This is a genomic window from Dickeya parazeae Ech586 (genome assembly GCF_000025065.1).
GTDB lineage: Bacteria > Pseudomonadota > Gammaproteobacteria > Enterobacterales > Enterobacteriaceae > Dickeya > Dickeya zeae.
In genome coordinates, this window is sequence record NC_013592.1 from 4027971 (window position 1) to 4044412 (window position 16442).

Genomic DNA, 16442 nt, shown 5'->3' on the forward strand with positions numbered 1-16442 from the left:
GCACGACATCAGAAAAAAGGTCTACGGCCACAGGCCTGGTACAAAATACGATGACAGTCAGGAGAACATCGGCCCGGCGCGAATACCCTGAACCTGCGCCAGCCATAGACCGGTGTGATGGGAAGGGGAAAAGTATGTCGGTGCCAGTTCAGTACTGGCAGTACGTTGCGGCGCGGCTTCGCGAGTCAGCAACGCATTCAGCGTTTCCAATAGCACCTGGTGATGGTGCAACCGGGAAGCCTCAGCCGCTTCAATAATGGTAGCGGGCGGCGTAAATGCAAATGACAGGTGACGGATTACCGTGCGGATGGCATGCTGATGCCAGAAATCATTACTGAACGGCGAGCGACGACGCGAATCTTTTAACGCCGCCAGATCAGTGAGATTGAAATAGGATACATTGGGACGACTGAACGCCGAAGCGGAATTGGGCTCGGTAGCGGTATCGCGAGACTCGGCGAAGTTAGCAGGCAGGCCGAGCGTCGCCGCAACCATCCCCAACAGCAGGTGAGGCCAGAAATAACGTCTGCCAAATTGTCGCCAACGATTTAAAATACCAATCACAAGTTTCTTTCCGTCGGAGCCTGCGTTATGCGTGATAACCGTCCACAATCACTGGAGTCATTTTTCGATGGCGCATCGCAAACAGGGTCAGGCCCATTGCATGATATTCAACAACGCGCGCTCGCACTGTTAAAGCTCAATCGGGCTGTGCATGCGCTGCTGCCGACTGCGCTGCGTCCGTATTGTCGGGTAGCCAACTATCGTCATGGACTGCTGGTGCTGGAAACCGCCAGCGCCAACTGGCTAATGCGGTTACGTTATGAACAACCCGCCCTGCTTTCTGCTCTGCGCGCACAAATACTACCATCATTGGCGGCGATCGACATCAGGATTAATCCAGTGCTGGCCGCAAAAATACATGAAAACGAGAAAACACCTGCCGTTGCGTCAACAGATGCAACAACCACGACTACCACAAGGATACTCAGCGCACAGAGTGCGGAAATATTGAAAGGATTAGCGGAGCAAAGCCCGGAGCGGCTGCAGAAAATATTAAAACGACTAGCTTCGCTGGCCGGAGAGAATACCAGCAAAAACCAGTCGTCATAATGTCATATCAGAACAGACTCAGGCCAGAACGGTAGACGGCGCTTTGAAAGCCAGCGGCATTTCCGCTTCATCTTCAAAGGTCACGTATTCCCATGCTTCCTGTTTGGCCAACACCGCCTGCAACAGCTTGTTGTTAAGCGCATGACCAGACTTGAATGCAGTGAACGCACCAATGATGTTGTGACCACACATGAACAGGTCGCCAATCGCGTCCAGCATCTTGTGGCGAACAAATTCATCATCAAAGCGCAAACCGTCTTCGTTCAGCACGCGATAGTCATCCACCACGATCGCACAATCGAAGCTACCGCCCAGGCACAAACCACGGGACTGCAGATACTCGATATCGCGCATAAAACCAAAGGTGCGCGCGCGACTGATTTGGCGCACGAACGCATCAGCGGAGAAATCCAGCTTGAAGCGTTGCGAACCAGAATCGATCACCGGGTGATTGAAATCGATTGTGAAATCTAGGCTGAATCCGTTGAAAGGCTTCAGTTCTGCCCATTTGTCACCGTCTTCTACGCGTACAGGCTGTTTGATTCGAACAAACTTCTTGGCACAATTCAGTTCTTCGATACCAGCATCCAGCAGCAGGTAGACAAATGGACTGGCACTACCATCCATGATCGGAATTTCAGGCGCATCCACTTCGACAACAATATTGTCGATGCCCAATCCCGCCAGAGCCGCATTCAGATGCTCCACCGTTGAAATACGCACGTCATGCTCATTAACCAGGCAAGTACAGAGCATGGTATCACGCACGGATTTGGCATCAGCCGGAAAATCAACCGGTGGATTCAAGTCAGTACGACGATAGATGACCCCGGTATTAGCCGGTGCAGGACGCATAGTCAGGGTGACTTTCTTGCCGGTATGAAGACCGACCCCTGTCGCCTGTACGATACGTTTTAATGTACGTTGTTTGATCATCGTATTATCTCGCATTCATCTGAACCTACAGCCTTAGCTTACACTAAGGCCGGTGGCACAGTTTAGCACAAAGAGCGGAGAATCCAACCAAACCTTAGTCAGCCTGCTTACGCAGGAAAGCAGGAATATCAAGATAATCCGGCTCTTTATTGGTCTGTACGCTCTGGTCATTCACCACTTTGGCCGCCGGTTTTTCCTGCGTCAGCGGCGCCATGCCATGCTGCTGATAGCGGTGATCCATAACCGGCTGGCTGCTCTGTTTGTTAGTAACCAGCGTAATTTCAGGACGTTTGTCCATGCCGATACCGGTCGCCACCACAGTCACCCGTAGTTCATCGTTCATATCCGGATCGAGCGATGTACCAATCACGACGGTTGCATTATCGGATGCAAACGCGCGAATGGTATTACCAACAGTCTCAAATTCATCCAGACGCAGATCGAAACCGGCAGTAATGTTAACCAGCACGCCGCGCGCACCAGACAGGTCGATATCTTCCAGCAGTGGACTGGAAATCGCCATTTCAGCCGCTTCTTCGGCACGATCTTCACCGCGAGCTACGCCAGAACCCATCATGGCATAGCCCATTTCGGACATGACGGTACGCACGTCAGCGAAGTCGACGTTCATCAGACCCGGACGAGTGATAAGCTCAGCGATACCCTGTACTGCGCCTTTTAGCACGTCGTTAGCCGCGCCAAACGCATCCAGCAGAGAAATACCACGACCCAACACTTTCAACAGCTTGTCATTGGGGATGGTAATCAGTGAATCAACGTGCTTAGACAGCTCCGCGATCCCCTGCTCGGCAAACGCCATGCGTTTTTTGCCTTCAAAATTAAATGGCTTGGTCACAACCGCCACGGTCAGGATACCCAGATCCTTAGCGACTTCAGCCACCACGGGTGCAGCGCCAGTACCGGTGCCGCCGCCCATACCTGCGGCGATAAACACCATGTCCGCCCCTTCCAGAGCAGAACGCAGCGCTTCGCGATCTTCTTCAGCAGAATTACGGCCGACTTCCGGGTTAGCACCCGCCCCCAGACCTTTGGTAATACCGCTACCGATCTGGATGGTCTGGCCGACAGCTGTTTTACGCAGTGCCTGAGCATCGGTGTTAACCGCAAAGAATTCAACACCTTCGATGCGTTCACGCACCATGTGTTCGACAGCGTTACCGCCGCCACCACCGACGCCGATGACTTTAATCACCGCGTCGTTGGTTAACTCCATTGGTTCAAACATAGTTTCTCTCCGTCTTGTGCCTGTATTGCTTCAAGATCAAAAAAGTCGTGCTAATGATCTCTTTTGATAACCGTCAAAATTCTTTTCTCAGCCAGCTATTGAGGCGTTTAAACCAATTGCTGACCGAAGTCCGTTTCTCAACTTCGTGTTCACCACTCAGATGAGACTCTTTGCCGTAATGCAGCAGCCCCACCGCTGTCGAGTAATAGGGCTCCTGCGCATAATCCGTCAATCCGGTGATGTTCAGCGGCTGACCAATACGCACCTGTGTATGGAACACACGCTGTGCGCAGGCTGCCAGGCCATCAATTTGCGCGGCACCACCGGTCAGCACGATACCTGCTGCCAGATGATGCTTCACACCTTGCTGACGCAATTGTTCTTGCAACTGCAACAGCTCGTCATTCACCAGATTCAATAATTCGGTATAGCGAGGCTCAATCACCTCAGCCAGAGTCTGACGCTGCAGACTACGTGGTGGACGCCCGCCAACACTCGGTACTTCCACGGTTTCATCCTTGCTGACAATGGAACCGAGCGCGCAACCGTAACGCACTTTTATCGCTTCTGCGTCTGTCGGCGGCGTACCAAACGCATAGGCTATATCGCTGGTGACTACGTTACCAGCATAAGGAATCACTTTTGTGTGACGCAGCGCGCCGCCGGTATACACCGCCATATCCATGGTGCCGCCGCCGATATCTACCACACACACGCCCAGCTCGCGTTCGTCTTCTGTTAACACCGCATAACTCGATGCCAGACCGGCGAAAATCAGCTGGTCAACTTTAAGACCACAACGTTCCACTGCTTTAACAATGTTCTTTGCCATGTCGTTATGACAGGTGATCAGATGCACTTTGGCCTGCATCCGCACACCAGACAAACCGACCGGATTTTTAATCCCTTCCTGATAATCAATGGCGTATTCCTGCGGGATAACATGCAGAATGCGGTGCTCGTCACGTACCCGGACAGACTTGGCCGTATGCACCACGCTTTCTACATCATCCTGCGTCACTTCTTCTTCAGAGATAGGCACCATGCCTATTTCGTTCTGGCAGCTGATATGCTTGCCGGACAACGCCAGATACACCGAAGAGATCTGGCAATCGGCCATCAGTTCCGCCTGATCGATGGCACGCTGCACGCACTTGACCACCGACTCCAGATCGTTGACGCCGCCTTTATCCATGCCCCGTGACGGGCAGCTTCCCACACCGATGATATTGATCATGCCATCAGGCAGAACTTCACCGACCAGTGCAGCGACTTTTGCTGTACCGATTTCCAGCCCAACTACCAGTTTTCTGTCCGTCGACTTGATCATTGCTGTTTAGCCTGTGCCTGATTCTGTTGCTGATTACCGTTCTTTTGCTGATCAATGTCTTTTTGCTGATCAATAAATGCCGGGCTCCAACCTACTGCAGCGCCGGTGTCATACCGTAAATCCACATAACTGATGCGCTTGTTTTCATTTTGAGCCTGCCGCTGCAGCAACGGATAAAGCTCCAGAAAACGCGCCAGACGGCGGCTTCTGTCATCACGACCCAGTTCAAGGCGAATATCATCGTCCAGCCCAACCTGCCATGAATGACGCGCGGTCATCGCCACCATCTTTACCGTAAATTTGCCTGCCGCGAGTGTCTGGCTTATCTCGCGGTATCCCTCCAGCACATCCTCCTCTCCACCTTCAGGGCCATACAGCATCGGCATTTTTTTATTACCAATGCGTTCTGCTGGCACGCTGAAGGCATTCCCTTCGCTGTCAACCATAAGCTGGTCATTCCACCGCGCAAACGGAACAAATTCAACCAGATGAATCTTTAATTCGTCCGGCCACTGCTTGCGCACACTGGCCTGCTTAATCCAGGGCAGACGTTCTATCTGCTGCTGAATGACATTCACGTCCTGGGTCATGAACGTGCCGGGCGGCCCCAGCGACAAAATCGCCTGACGAATATCGTCATTGGTGGTGTAGTGCCGCTCGCCCGTCACCACCAATCTGGACAGTGGCAAACGGCTGGCATCCTTCATCCAGCCCAACACCATCCAGCTTCCCCACAGGATGGTACCGGCCACCATTAACAGGAAAACAATCCCTGCCAACTGGCTACCATTGCTACGCCGTGCGCCCTTTTCCTGCTCACGTCCGCGTGTATTCAGCGCCGCCTGCGACATACTAATCCGCTAACTCCACAACAGGTACGCGGCGGTAACCATTGTGTGTCATGACTGGGCGCGACATATCGATGTAACACGCCTCAACCTGCCGTTGGCGGGTTTCATCGTAGTCAGCGTTGGCGTGTTTCATCACTACCATCACAAGCTCAGTCATCCTGTTCTCAGTCTGTAGACTTCGCCTGCAGGCGGTTTTCCGCCAGCCGACGCGCCAGTTTGCCAATATTGCCAGCACCCTGAACCAGCACCAGATCATCGCCCTGTAACGCCTGCGCCAATAATTCAGGCAACGTCTCGACATCCGGCACCATGATCGGGTCAATTTTGCCGCGACCACGGATCGTGCGGCACAGCGATCGGCTATCCGCTCCCGGAATCGGCGCTTCACCGGCCGGATACACATCCAGCATCAGCAGCACATCCACTTGCGACAATACATGTGCAAAATCATCGTACAGATCGCGCGTACGGGTATATCGATGCGGCTGGAAAATCATCACCAGACGCTTATCCGGCCAACCCGCTCGTGCCGCTTTAATCGTGGCGTCCACTTCCGTCGGGTGGTGCCCGTAATCATCCACCAGCATGGCGCTGCCGCTTTTGCCGTTGACCGGCTGTAGCGGAAACTCACCCAGAAAATCGAACCGACGGCCCGTTCCCTGAAAACGCACCAATGCCCGCAGGATAGCCTCGTCATCAATCCCTTCTTCCGTTGCGACCGCCACCGCCGCCGCCGCGTTCAACGCATTGTGACGGCCCGGAGCGTTCAGGGTAACGTTGAGCAACGGTTTGCCCTGCCGCGCCAACGTAAACAGCCCCTGAGCCCCCACCTGCCGGTAGTCAGCGACCCGCACATCCGCGTCTTCGCTAAAGCCGTAGGTGGTGATGTGACGCCCCACTTTCGGCAACAATTCACGAATCACCGCATCGTCAAGACACATTACCGCATGGCCGTAAAACGGCAGGTTGTGCAAGAAGTTGATGAACGTCTGTTTGAGGTTCTCAAAATCGCCCTGATAAGTGTCCATGTGGTCGGCTTCGATGTTCGTCACAATCGCGACCATCGGCTGCAAATGCAGGAACGACGCATCACTTTCATCCGCTTCCGCAATCAGGTAACGGCTCGACCCCAGACGGGCGTGTGTTCCTGCCGCTTTAACCAAACCACCGTTCACGAACGTTGGGTCCAGACCGGCTTCTGCGTAGATACTGGTGACCATCGCGGTGGTGGTGGTCTTGCCGTGCGTCCCGGCAATGGCGATGCCGTGGCGAAAGCGCATCAATTCTGCCAGCATCTCTGCCCGACGAATCACCGGAATACGGGCCTCATGTGCCGCGATAATCTCCGGGTTATCTGCCGCAATCGCGCTGGACACGACCACAACACTCGCCTCGTTCACGTTCTCCGGACGATGGTGGAAATAGATCCGGGCACCCAGATCGGTCAGTTGTTGCGTTACCGCATTGGGTGCCAGATCGGAACCGCTGATCTCGTACCCTTCATTAGCCAGTACTTCGGCAATACCGCCCATGCCAGCACCGCCGATGCCGACAAAATGGATGTGCCGGACACGGTGCATCTCGGGCACGATTGAACGCAGTTTCGCCAGTTCTTGAGTATTCACTATCTTTTATCGCAACCTACATCAACGCCGACGACTGTCGGCCATCATCAATTAATTCCGGACAGCCTGAGCTGTCCGCTGCATTGCCGCTGCCGCAACCTCAGCCGCTACCCGCTCCGTCGCATCTGGGATCGCAACGGTTCGGGCTTTCTGCGCCATATCGCGCAAGGTGGTGCGATCCCAGGAGGACAACACATCGCTTATCGCGTCCACGCTCAGTTCAGCCTGCTCGATAATCTTTGCCGCCCCCGCTTGCTCCAGAGGCAACGCATTCCAGTACTGCTGCCGATCCTTATGCTGGAACGGCACAAACAACGCTGGCAACCCGGCGGCGGCAATCTCGCTGACCGTCAGTGCGCCGGAACGGCACACGACGACATCCGCCCACGCATACGCCGCCGCCATGTCGTCGATAAACTCGGTAATCCGGTGTTGAGGCTCGCCGGCCTTCACATAGGCCGCCTGGACTTCCACCTGTGCCCCCTTGCCGGTTTGATGCCAGATGGTAACCGCATCATGTAAGCGCGCCGCAACGCCGGGCAGGGTTTGATTCAACACTCTGGCACCCTGACTTCCGCCAACAACCAATACCCGCACCGGGCCACTGCGTTCGGCTAATCGTTCTGTCGGGGATGGTAGCGCCAGTACGTCAGTACGCACCGGATTCCCCACCACATCCGCATCCGGAAATGCCCCCGGAAACGCCTGTAACACTTTTTTGGCGATGCGCGACAGCCAGCGGTTAGTCAATCCAGCGATACCGTTTTGTTCATGCAACACCACCGGGATACCGCACAACCAAGCCGCCAGACCGCCGGGGCCGGAAACATACCCCCCCATACCCAATACCACATCAGGCTGATAGCGACGCATAATCGCCTGTGCTTGCCGCACCGCCCGGAAGATACGCACCGGCGCCAACAACAAGGCTTTCAGCCCCTTGCCGCGCAGGCCGGAAATGCGGATAAAATCGATGTCGATACCGTGCTTCGGCACCAGATCTGCTTCCATCCGGTCAGCCGTGCCCAGCCAGCGGACCTGCCAGCCTTGCGCCATCAGGTGGTGCGCCACGGCCAGACCGGGGAACACATGTCCCCCCGTCCCGCCAGCCATCACCATCAAACGCTTGCCTTCGCCACTCATCGGGCACCTCTCGTAAACGCCTGCGCTTTGGTCAGGCGCGTTTCATAATCAATTCGCAACAACAACACAATGGCTGTCGACATAATCAGCAAACTGGACCCACCGTAGCTGATAAGCGGCAAGGTCAGCCCCTTGGTCGGCAACATACCGGCAGCAGCACCAACGTTCACCAACGTCTGAAAGCTGAACCAGATACCGATGGAGCAAGCCAGAAAACCCGAAAAACGCTGGTCGATTTCCAGTGCGCGACGCCCAATCGACATCGCTCGAAAAGCGACGAAGAATATCATTAACAACGCTAAAACCACACCGATATAGCCCAGCTCTTCCCCCAGAATGGAGAAAATAAAGTCAGTGTGCGCCTCCGGCAGATATTCCAGTTTCAGTATCGAGTTACCGAGCCCCTGCCCCCACAATTCACCGCGCCCAAACGCCATCAGTGACTGCGTTAACTGATAACCACTGCCAAACGGGTCGTCCCACGGGTTCCAGAACGAGGTGACACGACGTACACGATAAGGCTCTGCGATAATCAACAACGCGACGGCGAAGATGCCACAACCGATGATCGCCAGAAACTGCCACAACTTCGCTCCGGCAAGAAACAACATCGCCAGCGTCGTAATAAACAACACCACCACCGTACCGAGGTCCGGCTGGGCCAGCAGTAATACCGCCAGCACCACCATCACGCCCATCGGCTTACAAAATCCCCAGAAGTTGTTCCGCACCTCATCGACTTTGCGCACCATGTAACTGGAGAGGTAGCAAAACAACGACAACTTCGATAATTCCGCAGGCTGGATACGCAACGGGCCCAGAGAAATCCAGCGTGACGCCCCGTTCACCGAGCTCCCGACCACCAGCACGATCAACAACATCACCATCGATACCAGCAGTAATACCACGCTGTAACGCTGCCAGACCTCCATCGGTACCCGCATGGTGACCAGCGACAAACCGAACGCCAACCCGAGATACAGTGCATCGCGCTTGGCGAACAGGAAGGGATCGCTGGCCAGACGCTGCCCGACGGGCATCGACGCCGACGTCACCATCACAAAACCAATAACCGCCAGCCCCAGGGTCAACCACAGCAACGTCCGGTCATACAGCACGGTGCTGAGGTTGTCGCTTTCACGCGTCCCCATCACCCAGCTCTTAAGACGCTCGAACAGGCCGGCCCCGATAAGGCGCATTATCCCAACTCCTCCGCCAGACGGGCGAACTCATCGCCCCGCTGTTCAAAACTACGGAACTGATCGAGACTGGCACAGGCCGGTGACAGCAACACCATATCCCCCGGTTGGGTACGGCTGGCTATCAGGCGCATGGCCTGCTCCATGGTGTCAGTCTGCTGGGCAATCTCCGGGCGTAACGCCGCCAGTTGCCCACCGTCGCGTCCAAAGCAGTACAGCCGAATACGATCACCTTGCAGATAACGCAGCAACGGGGAGAAATCAGCCGATTTTCCGTCCCCGCCCAGCAACAGGTGCAGCGTTCCATCAACCTGCAACCCGCTCAACGCCGCTTCGGTGCTGCCAACATTGGTGGCTTTAGAGTCATTCACCCAGCGCACACCGTTACGCTCCAGCGACAACTGGAAACGGTGCGGCAGGCCGGTAAAGGTGGTCAGCGCGGTCAAGGCCGACGAGCGCGGGATACCCACCGCATCCGCCAGCGCCAGCGCTGCCAGCGCATTGGTGTAGTTATGCTGCCCGACCAGTTTGATTTCGCGGGTATTCAACACCCGTTCGCCTTTCACCCGCAGCCAGGTTTCACCCTGTTGCCGGTTCAGATGATAATCGCCCACATCCACACCGAAACTCAGACAACGCGCATCGGCACCGCGTACCGGCATCGTCAAAGCGTCGTCGGCGTTCACAATGCAGACTTTGGCATTTTCATAAATGCGTAGCTTGGCCGCGCGGTACTGCTGCAACCCGAGTGGGTAACGATTGGTGTGATCCTCGGTGACGTTGAGGATCGTCGCGGCAGCGGCATGCAGACTGTGGGTGGTTTCCAGTTGAAAGCTCGATAACTCCAGCACATACAGCTGGCTTTCTTGCTTGAGCAATTCCAGCGCCGGTACACCGATATTACCGCCCACACCGACAGCCCAACCGGCCGCGTGCGCCATTTGTCCCACCAGTGTGGTGACAGTACTTTTGCCGTTAGAGCCGGTAATCGCGACAATCGGTGCCTGTGCCTCACGGCAGAACAATTCGATATCGCCGATAATTTCAATACCGGCCGTCGCCGCATCGCACAGCACCGGCGTCGCCAACGCGATACCAGGGCTGGCGACAATCAAGTCAGCAGACAGCAGCCATTCATCATTAAGGCCGCCAAGATGACGCTCAACGGAACCGGGCAGTTTATCCAGACCCGGCGGACTGATACGGGTATCCACCACGCGCGGCACTACCCCGCGTGCAAGGAAAAAATCAACACAGGAGAGCCCTGTCAGCCCTAACCCGATAATGACAACCTTTCTACCCTGATAGTCCATTTTTACCGTACCTTGAGCGTTACCAGTCCGATGAGCATCAACATCAGCGAAATAATCCAAAACCGCACGATGACCCGCGGCTCCGGCCACCCTTTCAGTTCATAGTGGTGGTGGATCGGCGCCATGCGGAAAATCCGCTGGCCGCGCAGTTTGAAAGAGCCGACCTGCAAAATAACGGACAGCGTTTCCACCACGAAAACCCCGCCCATAATCACCAGCAAAAACTCCTGACGCAGCAGCACGGCGATAGTACCCAACGCGCCACCCAGCGCCAGTGAGCCGACATCCCCCATGAATACCTGCGCAGGGTAAGTGTTAAACCACAAAAACCCGAGCCCGGCACCGACAATCGCGGTACACACCACCACCAGTTCGCTGGCGTGCCGGATATACGGAATATGCAGATAGCTGGCGAAATTCATGTTACCGGTCGCCCAGGCCACCAGCGCAAAACCCACCGCTACAAACACCGTCGGCATGATAGCCAACCCATCCAGACCGTCGGTGAGGTTAACCGCATTGCTGGTGCCGACAATCACGAAATAGGCCAGCACGATATACATCACGCCCAGTTGCGGCATCACGTCTTTGAAGAACGGCACCACCAGTTGTGTTGCCGGGGTGTCTTTACCTATCGCGTACATGGAAAACGCCACGGCCAGCGCCAGCACTGATTGCCAGAAATACTTCCAGCGGGCAATCAGCCCACGGGTGTCTTTACGCACGACCTTGCGATAGTCATCCACAAACCCGACAATGCCGTATCCCACCAGCACCAGCAGTACACACCAGACATAGGGGTTAGCCAGATTGACCCACAACAGCACCGAAATAATGATCGACGCGAGAATCATCACGCCGCCCATGGTCGGCGTACCACGCTTACTAAAATGGGATTCTGGCCCTTCGTTACGCACCACCTGACCGATTTGCAGGCGTTGCAGCCAGGCAATCAGGTGCGGCCCCATCCACAGGGAAATAATTAATGCCGTCAGCAGGCTGACAATGGCCCGAAACGTCAGATACGAAAAGACGTTGAAGCCGGAATAAAACTTGACCAGATACTCGGCCAGCCAAACTAACATGTAGCATTCTCCTGTAATGCGTGTACTACCTGTTCCATCGCAGCGCTGCGTGAACCTTTAATTAAGACGGTAATGGTATTATGTTGCGTTACCAGCGCACGCAAACGTTCAATCAACGCTGCTTTATTATCAAAATGCTCGCCGGTGCCGCTCGCCTCACCAATCAACACACTCAGCGTTCCCACACTCAGCACCTTATCAATGTTCGCCTTGCGGGCTGCTTCACCCACCTGGCGATGACATGCCTGAGCGTCCTGACCCAACTCTGCCATATCGCCGACCACCATCACCCGATAGCCGGGCATTTCCGCCAGCACTTGCGCGGCGGCCGTCATTGAGCCGACATTGGCGTTGTAGCTGTCATCCAGCAGCAACTTCCCGGGTGCCAGCGCAATCGGGAACAAACGCCCAGGCACCGCCTGTAACTGCTCCAGGCCGACCTTCACCGCCTCAAGTGATGCCCCGACCGTCAGCGCCAGCGCCGTTGCGGCCAGCGCGTTGGCGATATTGTGGTGCCCCGGTAATGGTAGCGTCACAGCGATATCGCCCATCGGCGTATGCAACACAGCATCGGTACCCCGTTCGCTGACACGAATATCACTGGCGTAAAAATCAACGCCATCGTGTCCCTGCGGGGAAAAGCGCCACAGCGTTTTCCCTGTCAGCACATCCTGCCAGCGGGCTTCATCGTTGCTGTCCGCATTGATGATCGCCACACCCTGAGCGGGCAAGCCGCCAAAAATCTCGCCTTTGGCCTGCGCCACGCCTTCCAACGAACCAAACCCTTCCAGATGCGCGGCCGCCAGGTTATTCACCAATGCCGCCTCCGGTCGCACCATCGCCGTGGTGTAGGCGATTTCGCCAATATGATTGGCGCCCAGTTCGATAACGGCGTAGTCATGCTCTGGCGTCAGACGAAACAGCGTCAACGGCACACCGATGTCGTTATTGAAATTACCGGCGGTGTAGAGCACGTTGCCGCACTGACGCAGAATCGATGCGGCCATTTCCTTAACGGACGTTTTTCCCGATGACCCCGTCAGCGCCACGACGCGCGCACGACTTTGCTGGCGCACCCAACCGGCCATTACGCCCAGCGCCAAACGCGTATCGTCTACCACCAATTGCGGCACATCGATTGGTAAGTGCTTACTCACCAATAATGCTGCTGCCCCATTATTAACGGCATCAACCGCGTAATCATGAGCATCAAATTTTTCGCCGCGTAACGCGACGAACAGACACCCGGCATTGAGCTTGCGGGTATCGGTAGAAACATCGCTGATAGTCAGGTTTTCGCCCACCAGACGGGCACCCAGCACATCAGCCAACTGTCGCAACGACACGCTGATCATACGATAACCCCCAGCAAACGTGCGACCGTAATGCGATCCGAATAATCCAATCGCTCATTTCCTACCAGTTGGTAATCTTCATGCCCTTTACCGGCAACCAGTACCACATCATCGGCAGCCGCCTGCATCACCGCACTGGTGACAGCTTCCGCCCGTCCGGCAATCACCTGCACCCGACCTGCATCCAACAGTCCACTCAAAATATCAGTCACAATCGCCTGCGGGTCTTCGCTACGCGGGTTGTCATCGGTCACAATCACCCGATCTGCCAGTTGTTCTGCAATCGCTCCCATTAGTGGGCGCTTACCTCTGTCACGATCGCCGCCACACCCGAAGACGCACCATAACGTTCCCCGACAATGCAAGCGCGCCGCCGCCAGTGCTTTTTCCAACGCATCCGGGGTATGGGCATAATCCACCACAACCGTCGGACGTCCGCTGGCAAGAAAAACTTCCATTCTACCGCAAACAGGCTGCAACGCAGAACCGGCCTCCACCAGTTGCTCCAGCGGATACCCTAACGACAACAATGTCGCCAAGGCCAGCAACAGGTTACTGACGTTAAACTCTCCCATCAGACGGCTATTGATGGCACCGGCCCCCCAACTGGAATCAAACTGCACAGTAAAGCCACTGTCGTGATAATCGATGTGAGTGGCTTTCAGCCAACGCGCCCGTGAGCTATCGACGCTGCCCGCCACACTCACCGCCACCGCGTCTGGCAGGCGGCTTAACCAACGACGACCGACCTCATCGTCGGCGTTAATGACTTTCTGACCAACCTGATGCTCGGCAAACAACCGCCACTTAGCGGCCTCGTAATTCGCCATGTCGCCGTGATAATCGAGGTGGTCGCGACTCAGGTTAGTAAAGACGGCGGCGGCAAACGACAAGGCTTCAACCCGATGCTGCACCAGCCCATGGGAAGACACTTCCATGGCGGCGAAGTCGGCCCCTTGCTCCACCAACTGGCTCAGGATCTGCTGTACATCCACCGCCGAACCGGTGGTATTTTCTGAAGGTGCCACATGCCCCAGCAGCCCATTACCCACTGTGCCCATTACCGCACTGGTTTTACCCAGAGCCTGACTCCACTGCGCCAGCAACTGGGTCGTCGTCGTTTTACCGTTGGTACCCGTGACGCCAATCAATTGCAACGCGGTCGATGGCTGGCGGTAGAAGCGCCCCGCCAGCGCCGACAACCGCTGGTTGAGGTGTGCCAGGTAAATCACCGGTACGCCGTGCATTTCAGTCAGGGTGCCATCGGGCGTAGCATCATCCGCCTGCGCGACAACCGCCGCGACGCCCTGCGCAATGGCCTGCGGAATATAGTGCCGCCCATCCGTCTTGTGGCCGACCACAGCCACAAACAGATCCCCGGCAGCCGCCACGCGGCTGTCTAATGTCATTTCCCGCAGCGCGCGCTCTGGGGCGTCGTTCACCCACGGAGCCAGGACATCGCGCAAGTTACGATCTGTCACCTGAACCCTCTTTTCTGTTGATTACAAACTCACTTTTTTCACCGGTCGCCAACGCATCCGGCTCGATATTCATGGTGCGCAGCACGCCGCCCATGATCGCGCCAAATACCGGTGCCGACACCGCACCACCGTAGTATTTCCCCGCCTGTGGGTCGTTAATCACCACCACCAGCGCAAAGCGCGGGTTACTGGCTGGCGCCACCCCTGCGGTATAGGCGATATATTTGTTGATGTACTTGCCATCCGGGCCGACCTTTTTCGCCGTACCGGTTTTAATCGCGATGCGGTAGCCTTTGACCGCGGCCTTGGTACCACCACCACCGGGCAGGGCGACACTTTCCATCATGTGCACCACGGTACGAACAATCTGTTCAGAGAACACACGCTCTCCGGGTACCGGCGGGTCAACCCTGGTAATGGAAAGCGGGCGGTAAATACCGAAGCTGCCGATGGTCGCGTAGACACGCGCCAGTTGCAGCGGTGTGACCATCAGGCCATAGCCAAACGAGAAGGTAGCGCGTTCAATATCCGACCAGCGCTGACGATTCGGGTACAGCCCCAGACTTTCGCCCACCAACCCCAGATTGGTGGCTTTACCCAGCCCAAAGCGAGAGTAAGTGTCCACTAATGCGGAAGCAGGCATCGCCAGTGCCAGATGCGATACACCAACGTTACTGGATTTCTGCAACACCCCGGTCAATGTCAGCTCGCTGTAACGCGCAACGTCCTTGATCTCATGGCCGTTGATGTAATACGGCAGCGTATTGAGTACCGCATTTTCCTTGACCACATTACGCTGTAGCGCGGTCATCACCACCATCGGTTTTACGGTGGAACCGGGCTCAAAAATGTCGGTGATGGCGCGGTTACGGATAACGTCGGTCGGCGTGCCGCTCAGGTTGTTCGGGTTGTAGGAAGGGCTGCTGGCCATGGCCAGCACTTCACCGGTGTTCACATCGACCAGTACAGCAGTACCTGATTCAGCCTTATTGAACGCCACGGCGTTATTCAGTTCACGGTATACCAGCGCCTGCAGACGCTCATCGATACTGAGCATCAGGTTGTGCGCCGCCTGACTGTCCACCGAAGAAATATCTTCAATGACCCGCCCAAAACGGTCTTTGCGCACGGTACGCTCACCGGGACGGCCAGTCAGCCAGCGATCAAAACTTTTCTCAACACCTTCAATGCCCTGACCATCGATGTTGGTAAAACCGATCAGGTGCGACGTCACCTGACCGGAAGGATAATAACGACGAGACTCCTGACGCAGGTTGATGCCTGGCAGTTTCAGCTTGTGGATGTATTCGCCGATCGCCGGGTTCACCTGACGGGCAAGATAGACAAAGCGGCCATTCGGGTTGGCGTTCACTTTTGCAGCTATCTGATCCAGCGGGATTTCCAACGCATCTGCCAGCGCTTTCCAGCGTGTGTCCAGCGAGATACCGCCATGATCATTCACATCTTTCGGGTCAGCCCAGACCGCATTGACCGGTACGCTCACCGCCAGCGGTCGGCCTGCACGATCACTGATCATACCGCGAGCGGTCGGCACTTCTTGTACGCGCAGGGAACGCATGTCCCCTTCGCGCACCAGCTTATCAGGCGCGATCACCTGCAAGTATGCGGCGCGCAACATCAATCCCAACATGCACAACAAAATACCGCCGCAAAGCAACGCAAAACGCCAGCTGACGAAGCTGGCATGTTCTTCCTGACGTTTCACTTTTCCTGGTCGCGCTGCTCTCATAATTTAGGCGATACC

At 55.9% G+C, this 16442-nt stretch carries 15 protein-coding genes; 1 reads left to right on the forward strand and 14 read right to left on the reverse strand.

Going from position 1 to position 16442, the window contains the following annotated elements; all coding sequences use genetic code 11:
• Positions 1-57: 57 nt before the first annotated feature.
• Complete coding sequence (gene secM, locus DD586_RS17515) at positions 58-564, reverse strand: secA translation cis-regulator SecM (protein ID WP_012886156.1); 507 nt, start codon at positions 562-564, stop codon at positions 58-60.
• Between the two features lie 27 nt (positions 565-591).
• On the opposite strand from secM, the gene DD586_RS17520 reads away from it, so the two are divergent.
• The gene (locus DD586_RS17520) at positions 592-1113 is read left to right on the forward strand and encodes a DUF721 domain-containing protein (protein WP_012886157.1); all 522 of its coding nucleotides are present in this window, start codon (positions 592-594) and stop codon (positions 1111-1113) included.
• An 18-nt stretch (positions 1114-1131) separates the two neighbouring features.
• Here the strand turns inward: DD586_RS17520 and lpxC are convergent, their stop codons facing one another.
• The 13 genes from lpxC to DD586_RS17580 form a co-directional block, all read right to left on the reverse strand.
• Entirely contained in the window at positions 1132-2049 is a 918-nt protein-coding gene (lpxC, locus tag DD586_RS17525; protein WP_012886158.1) for a UDP-3-O-acyl-N-acetylglucosamine deacetylase, read from the reverse strand.
• 94 nt (positions 2050-2143) lie between these two features.
• On the reverse strand, positions 2144-3295 hold the full coding sequence (ftsZ, locus tag DD586_RS17530; RefSeq protein ID WP_012886159.1) for a cell division protein FtsZ: 1152 nt from the start codon (positions 3293-3295) through the stop codon (positions 2144-2146).
• Positions 3296-3368: 73 nt separating this feature from the next.
• Positions 3369-4625, reverse strand: coding sequence for a cell division protein FtsA (gene ftsA / locus DD586_RS17535; RefSeq protein ID WP_012768377.1), 1257 nt, complete (start codon positions 4623-4625; stop codon positions 3369-3371).
• Complete coding sequence (gene ftsQ / locus DD586_RS17540; RefSeq protein ID WP_012886160.1) at positions 4622-5476, reverse strand: cell division protein FtsQ; 855 nt, start codon at positions 5474-5476, stop codon at positions 4622-4624. Before ftsQ ends, ftsA begins: the two co-directional genes overlap by 4 nt.
• Position 5477: 1 nt before the next feature.
• Positions 5478-5633 carry a hypothetical protein gene (locus DD586_RS22135; protein WP_012886161.1) on the reverse strand — a complete coding sequence of 52 codons (156 nt, stop codon included), beginning with the start codon at positions 5631-5633 and terminating at the stop codon, positions 5478-5480.
• Between the two features lie 7 nt (positions 5634-5640).
• A complete protein-coding gene (gene murC / locus DD586_RS17545) occupies positions 5641-7101 on the reverse strand; it encodes a UDP-N-acetylmuramate--L-alanine ligase (protein WP_012886162.1) in 1461 nt (486 codons plus the stop codon).
• Between the two features lie 51 nt (positions 7102-7152).
• On the reverse strand, positions 7153-8244 hold the full coding sequence (gene murG, locus DD586_RS17550; protein ID WP_012886163.1) for an undecaprenyldiphospho-muramoylpentapeptide beta-N-acetylglucosaminyltransferase: 1092 nt from the start codon (positions 8242-8244) through the stop codon (positions 7153-7155).
• Positions 8241-9443, reverse strand: a complete 1203-nt coding sequence (gene ftsW, locus DD586_RS17555) for a cell division protein FtsW (protein ID WP_012886164.1) — start codon at positions 9441-9443, stop codon at positions 8241-8243. The genes murG and ftsW overlap by 4 nt, the downstream gene beginning before the upstream one ends.
• Entirely contained in the window at positions 9443-10756 is a 1314-nt protein-coding gene (gene murD, locus DD586_RS17560) for a UDP-N-acetylmuramoyl-L-alanine--D-glutamate ligase (RefSeq protein ID WP_012886165.1), read from the reverse strand. Before murD ends, ftsW begins: the two co-directional genes overlap by 1 nt.
• 2 nt (positions 10757-10758) lie before the next feature.
• Positions 10759-11841 carry a phospho-N-acetylmuramoyl-pentapeptide-transferase gene (gene mraY, locus DD586_RS17565; protein WP_012886166.1) on the reverse strand — a complete coding sequence of 361 codons (1083 nt, stop codon included), beginning with the start codon at positions 11839-11841 and terminating at the stop codon, positions 10759-10761.
• On the reverse strand, positions 11835-13196 hold the full coding sequence (murF, locus tag DD586_RS17570; RefSeq protein WP_012886167.1) for a UDP-N-acetylmuramoyl-tripeptide--D-alanyl-D-alanine ligase: 1362 nt from the start codon (positions 13194-13196) through the stop codon (positions 11835-11837). The genes mraY and murF overlap by 7 nt, the downstream gene beginning before the upstream one ends.
• On the reverse strand, positions 13193-14677 hold the full coding sequence (murE, locus tag DD586_RS17575; protein WP_012886168.1) for a UDP-N-acetylmuramoyl-L-alanyl-D-glutamate--2,6-diaminopimelate ligase: 1485 nt from the start codon (positions 14675-14677) through the stop codon (positions 13193-13195). The genes murF and murE overlap by 4 nt, the downstream gene beginning before the upstream one ends.
• Positions 14664-16427: a peptidoglycan glycosyltransferase FtsI gene (locus DD586_RS17580; RefSeq protein ID WP_012886169.1), complete on the reverse strand. Its 1764-nt coding sequence runs from the start codon at positions 16425-16427 to the stop codon at positions 14664-14666. The genes murE and DD586_RS17580 overlap by 14 nt, the downstream gene beginning before the upstream one ends.
• Positions 16428-16442 lie beyond the last annotated feature (15 nt).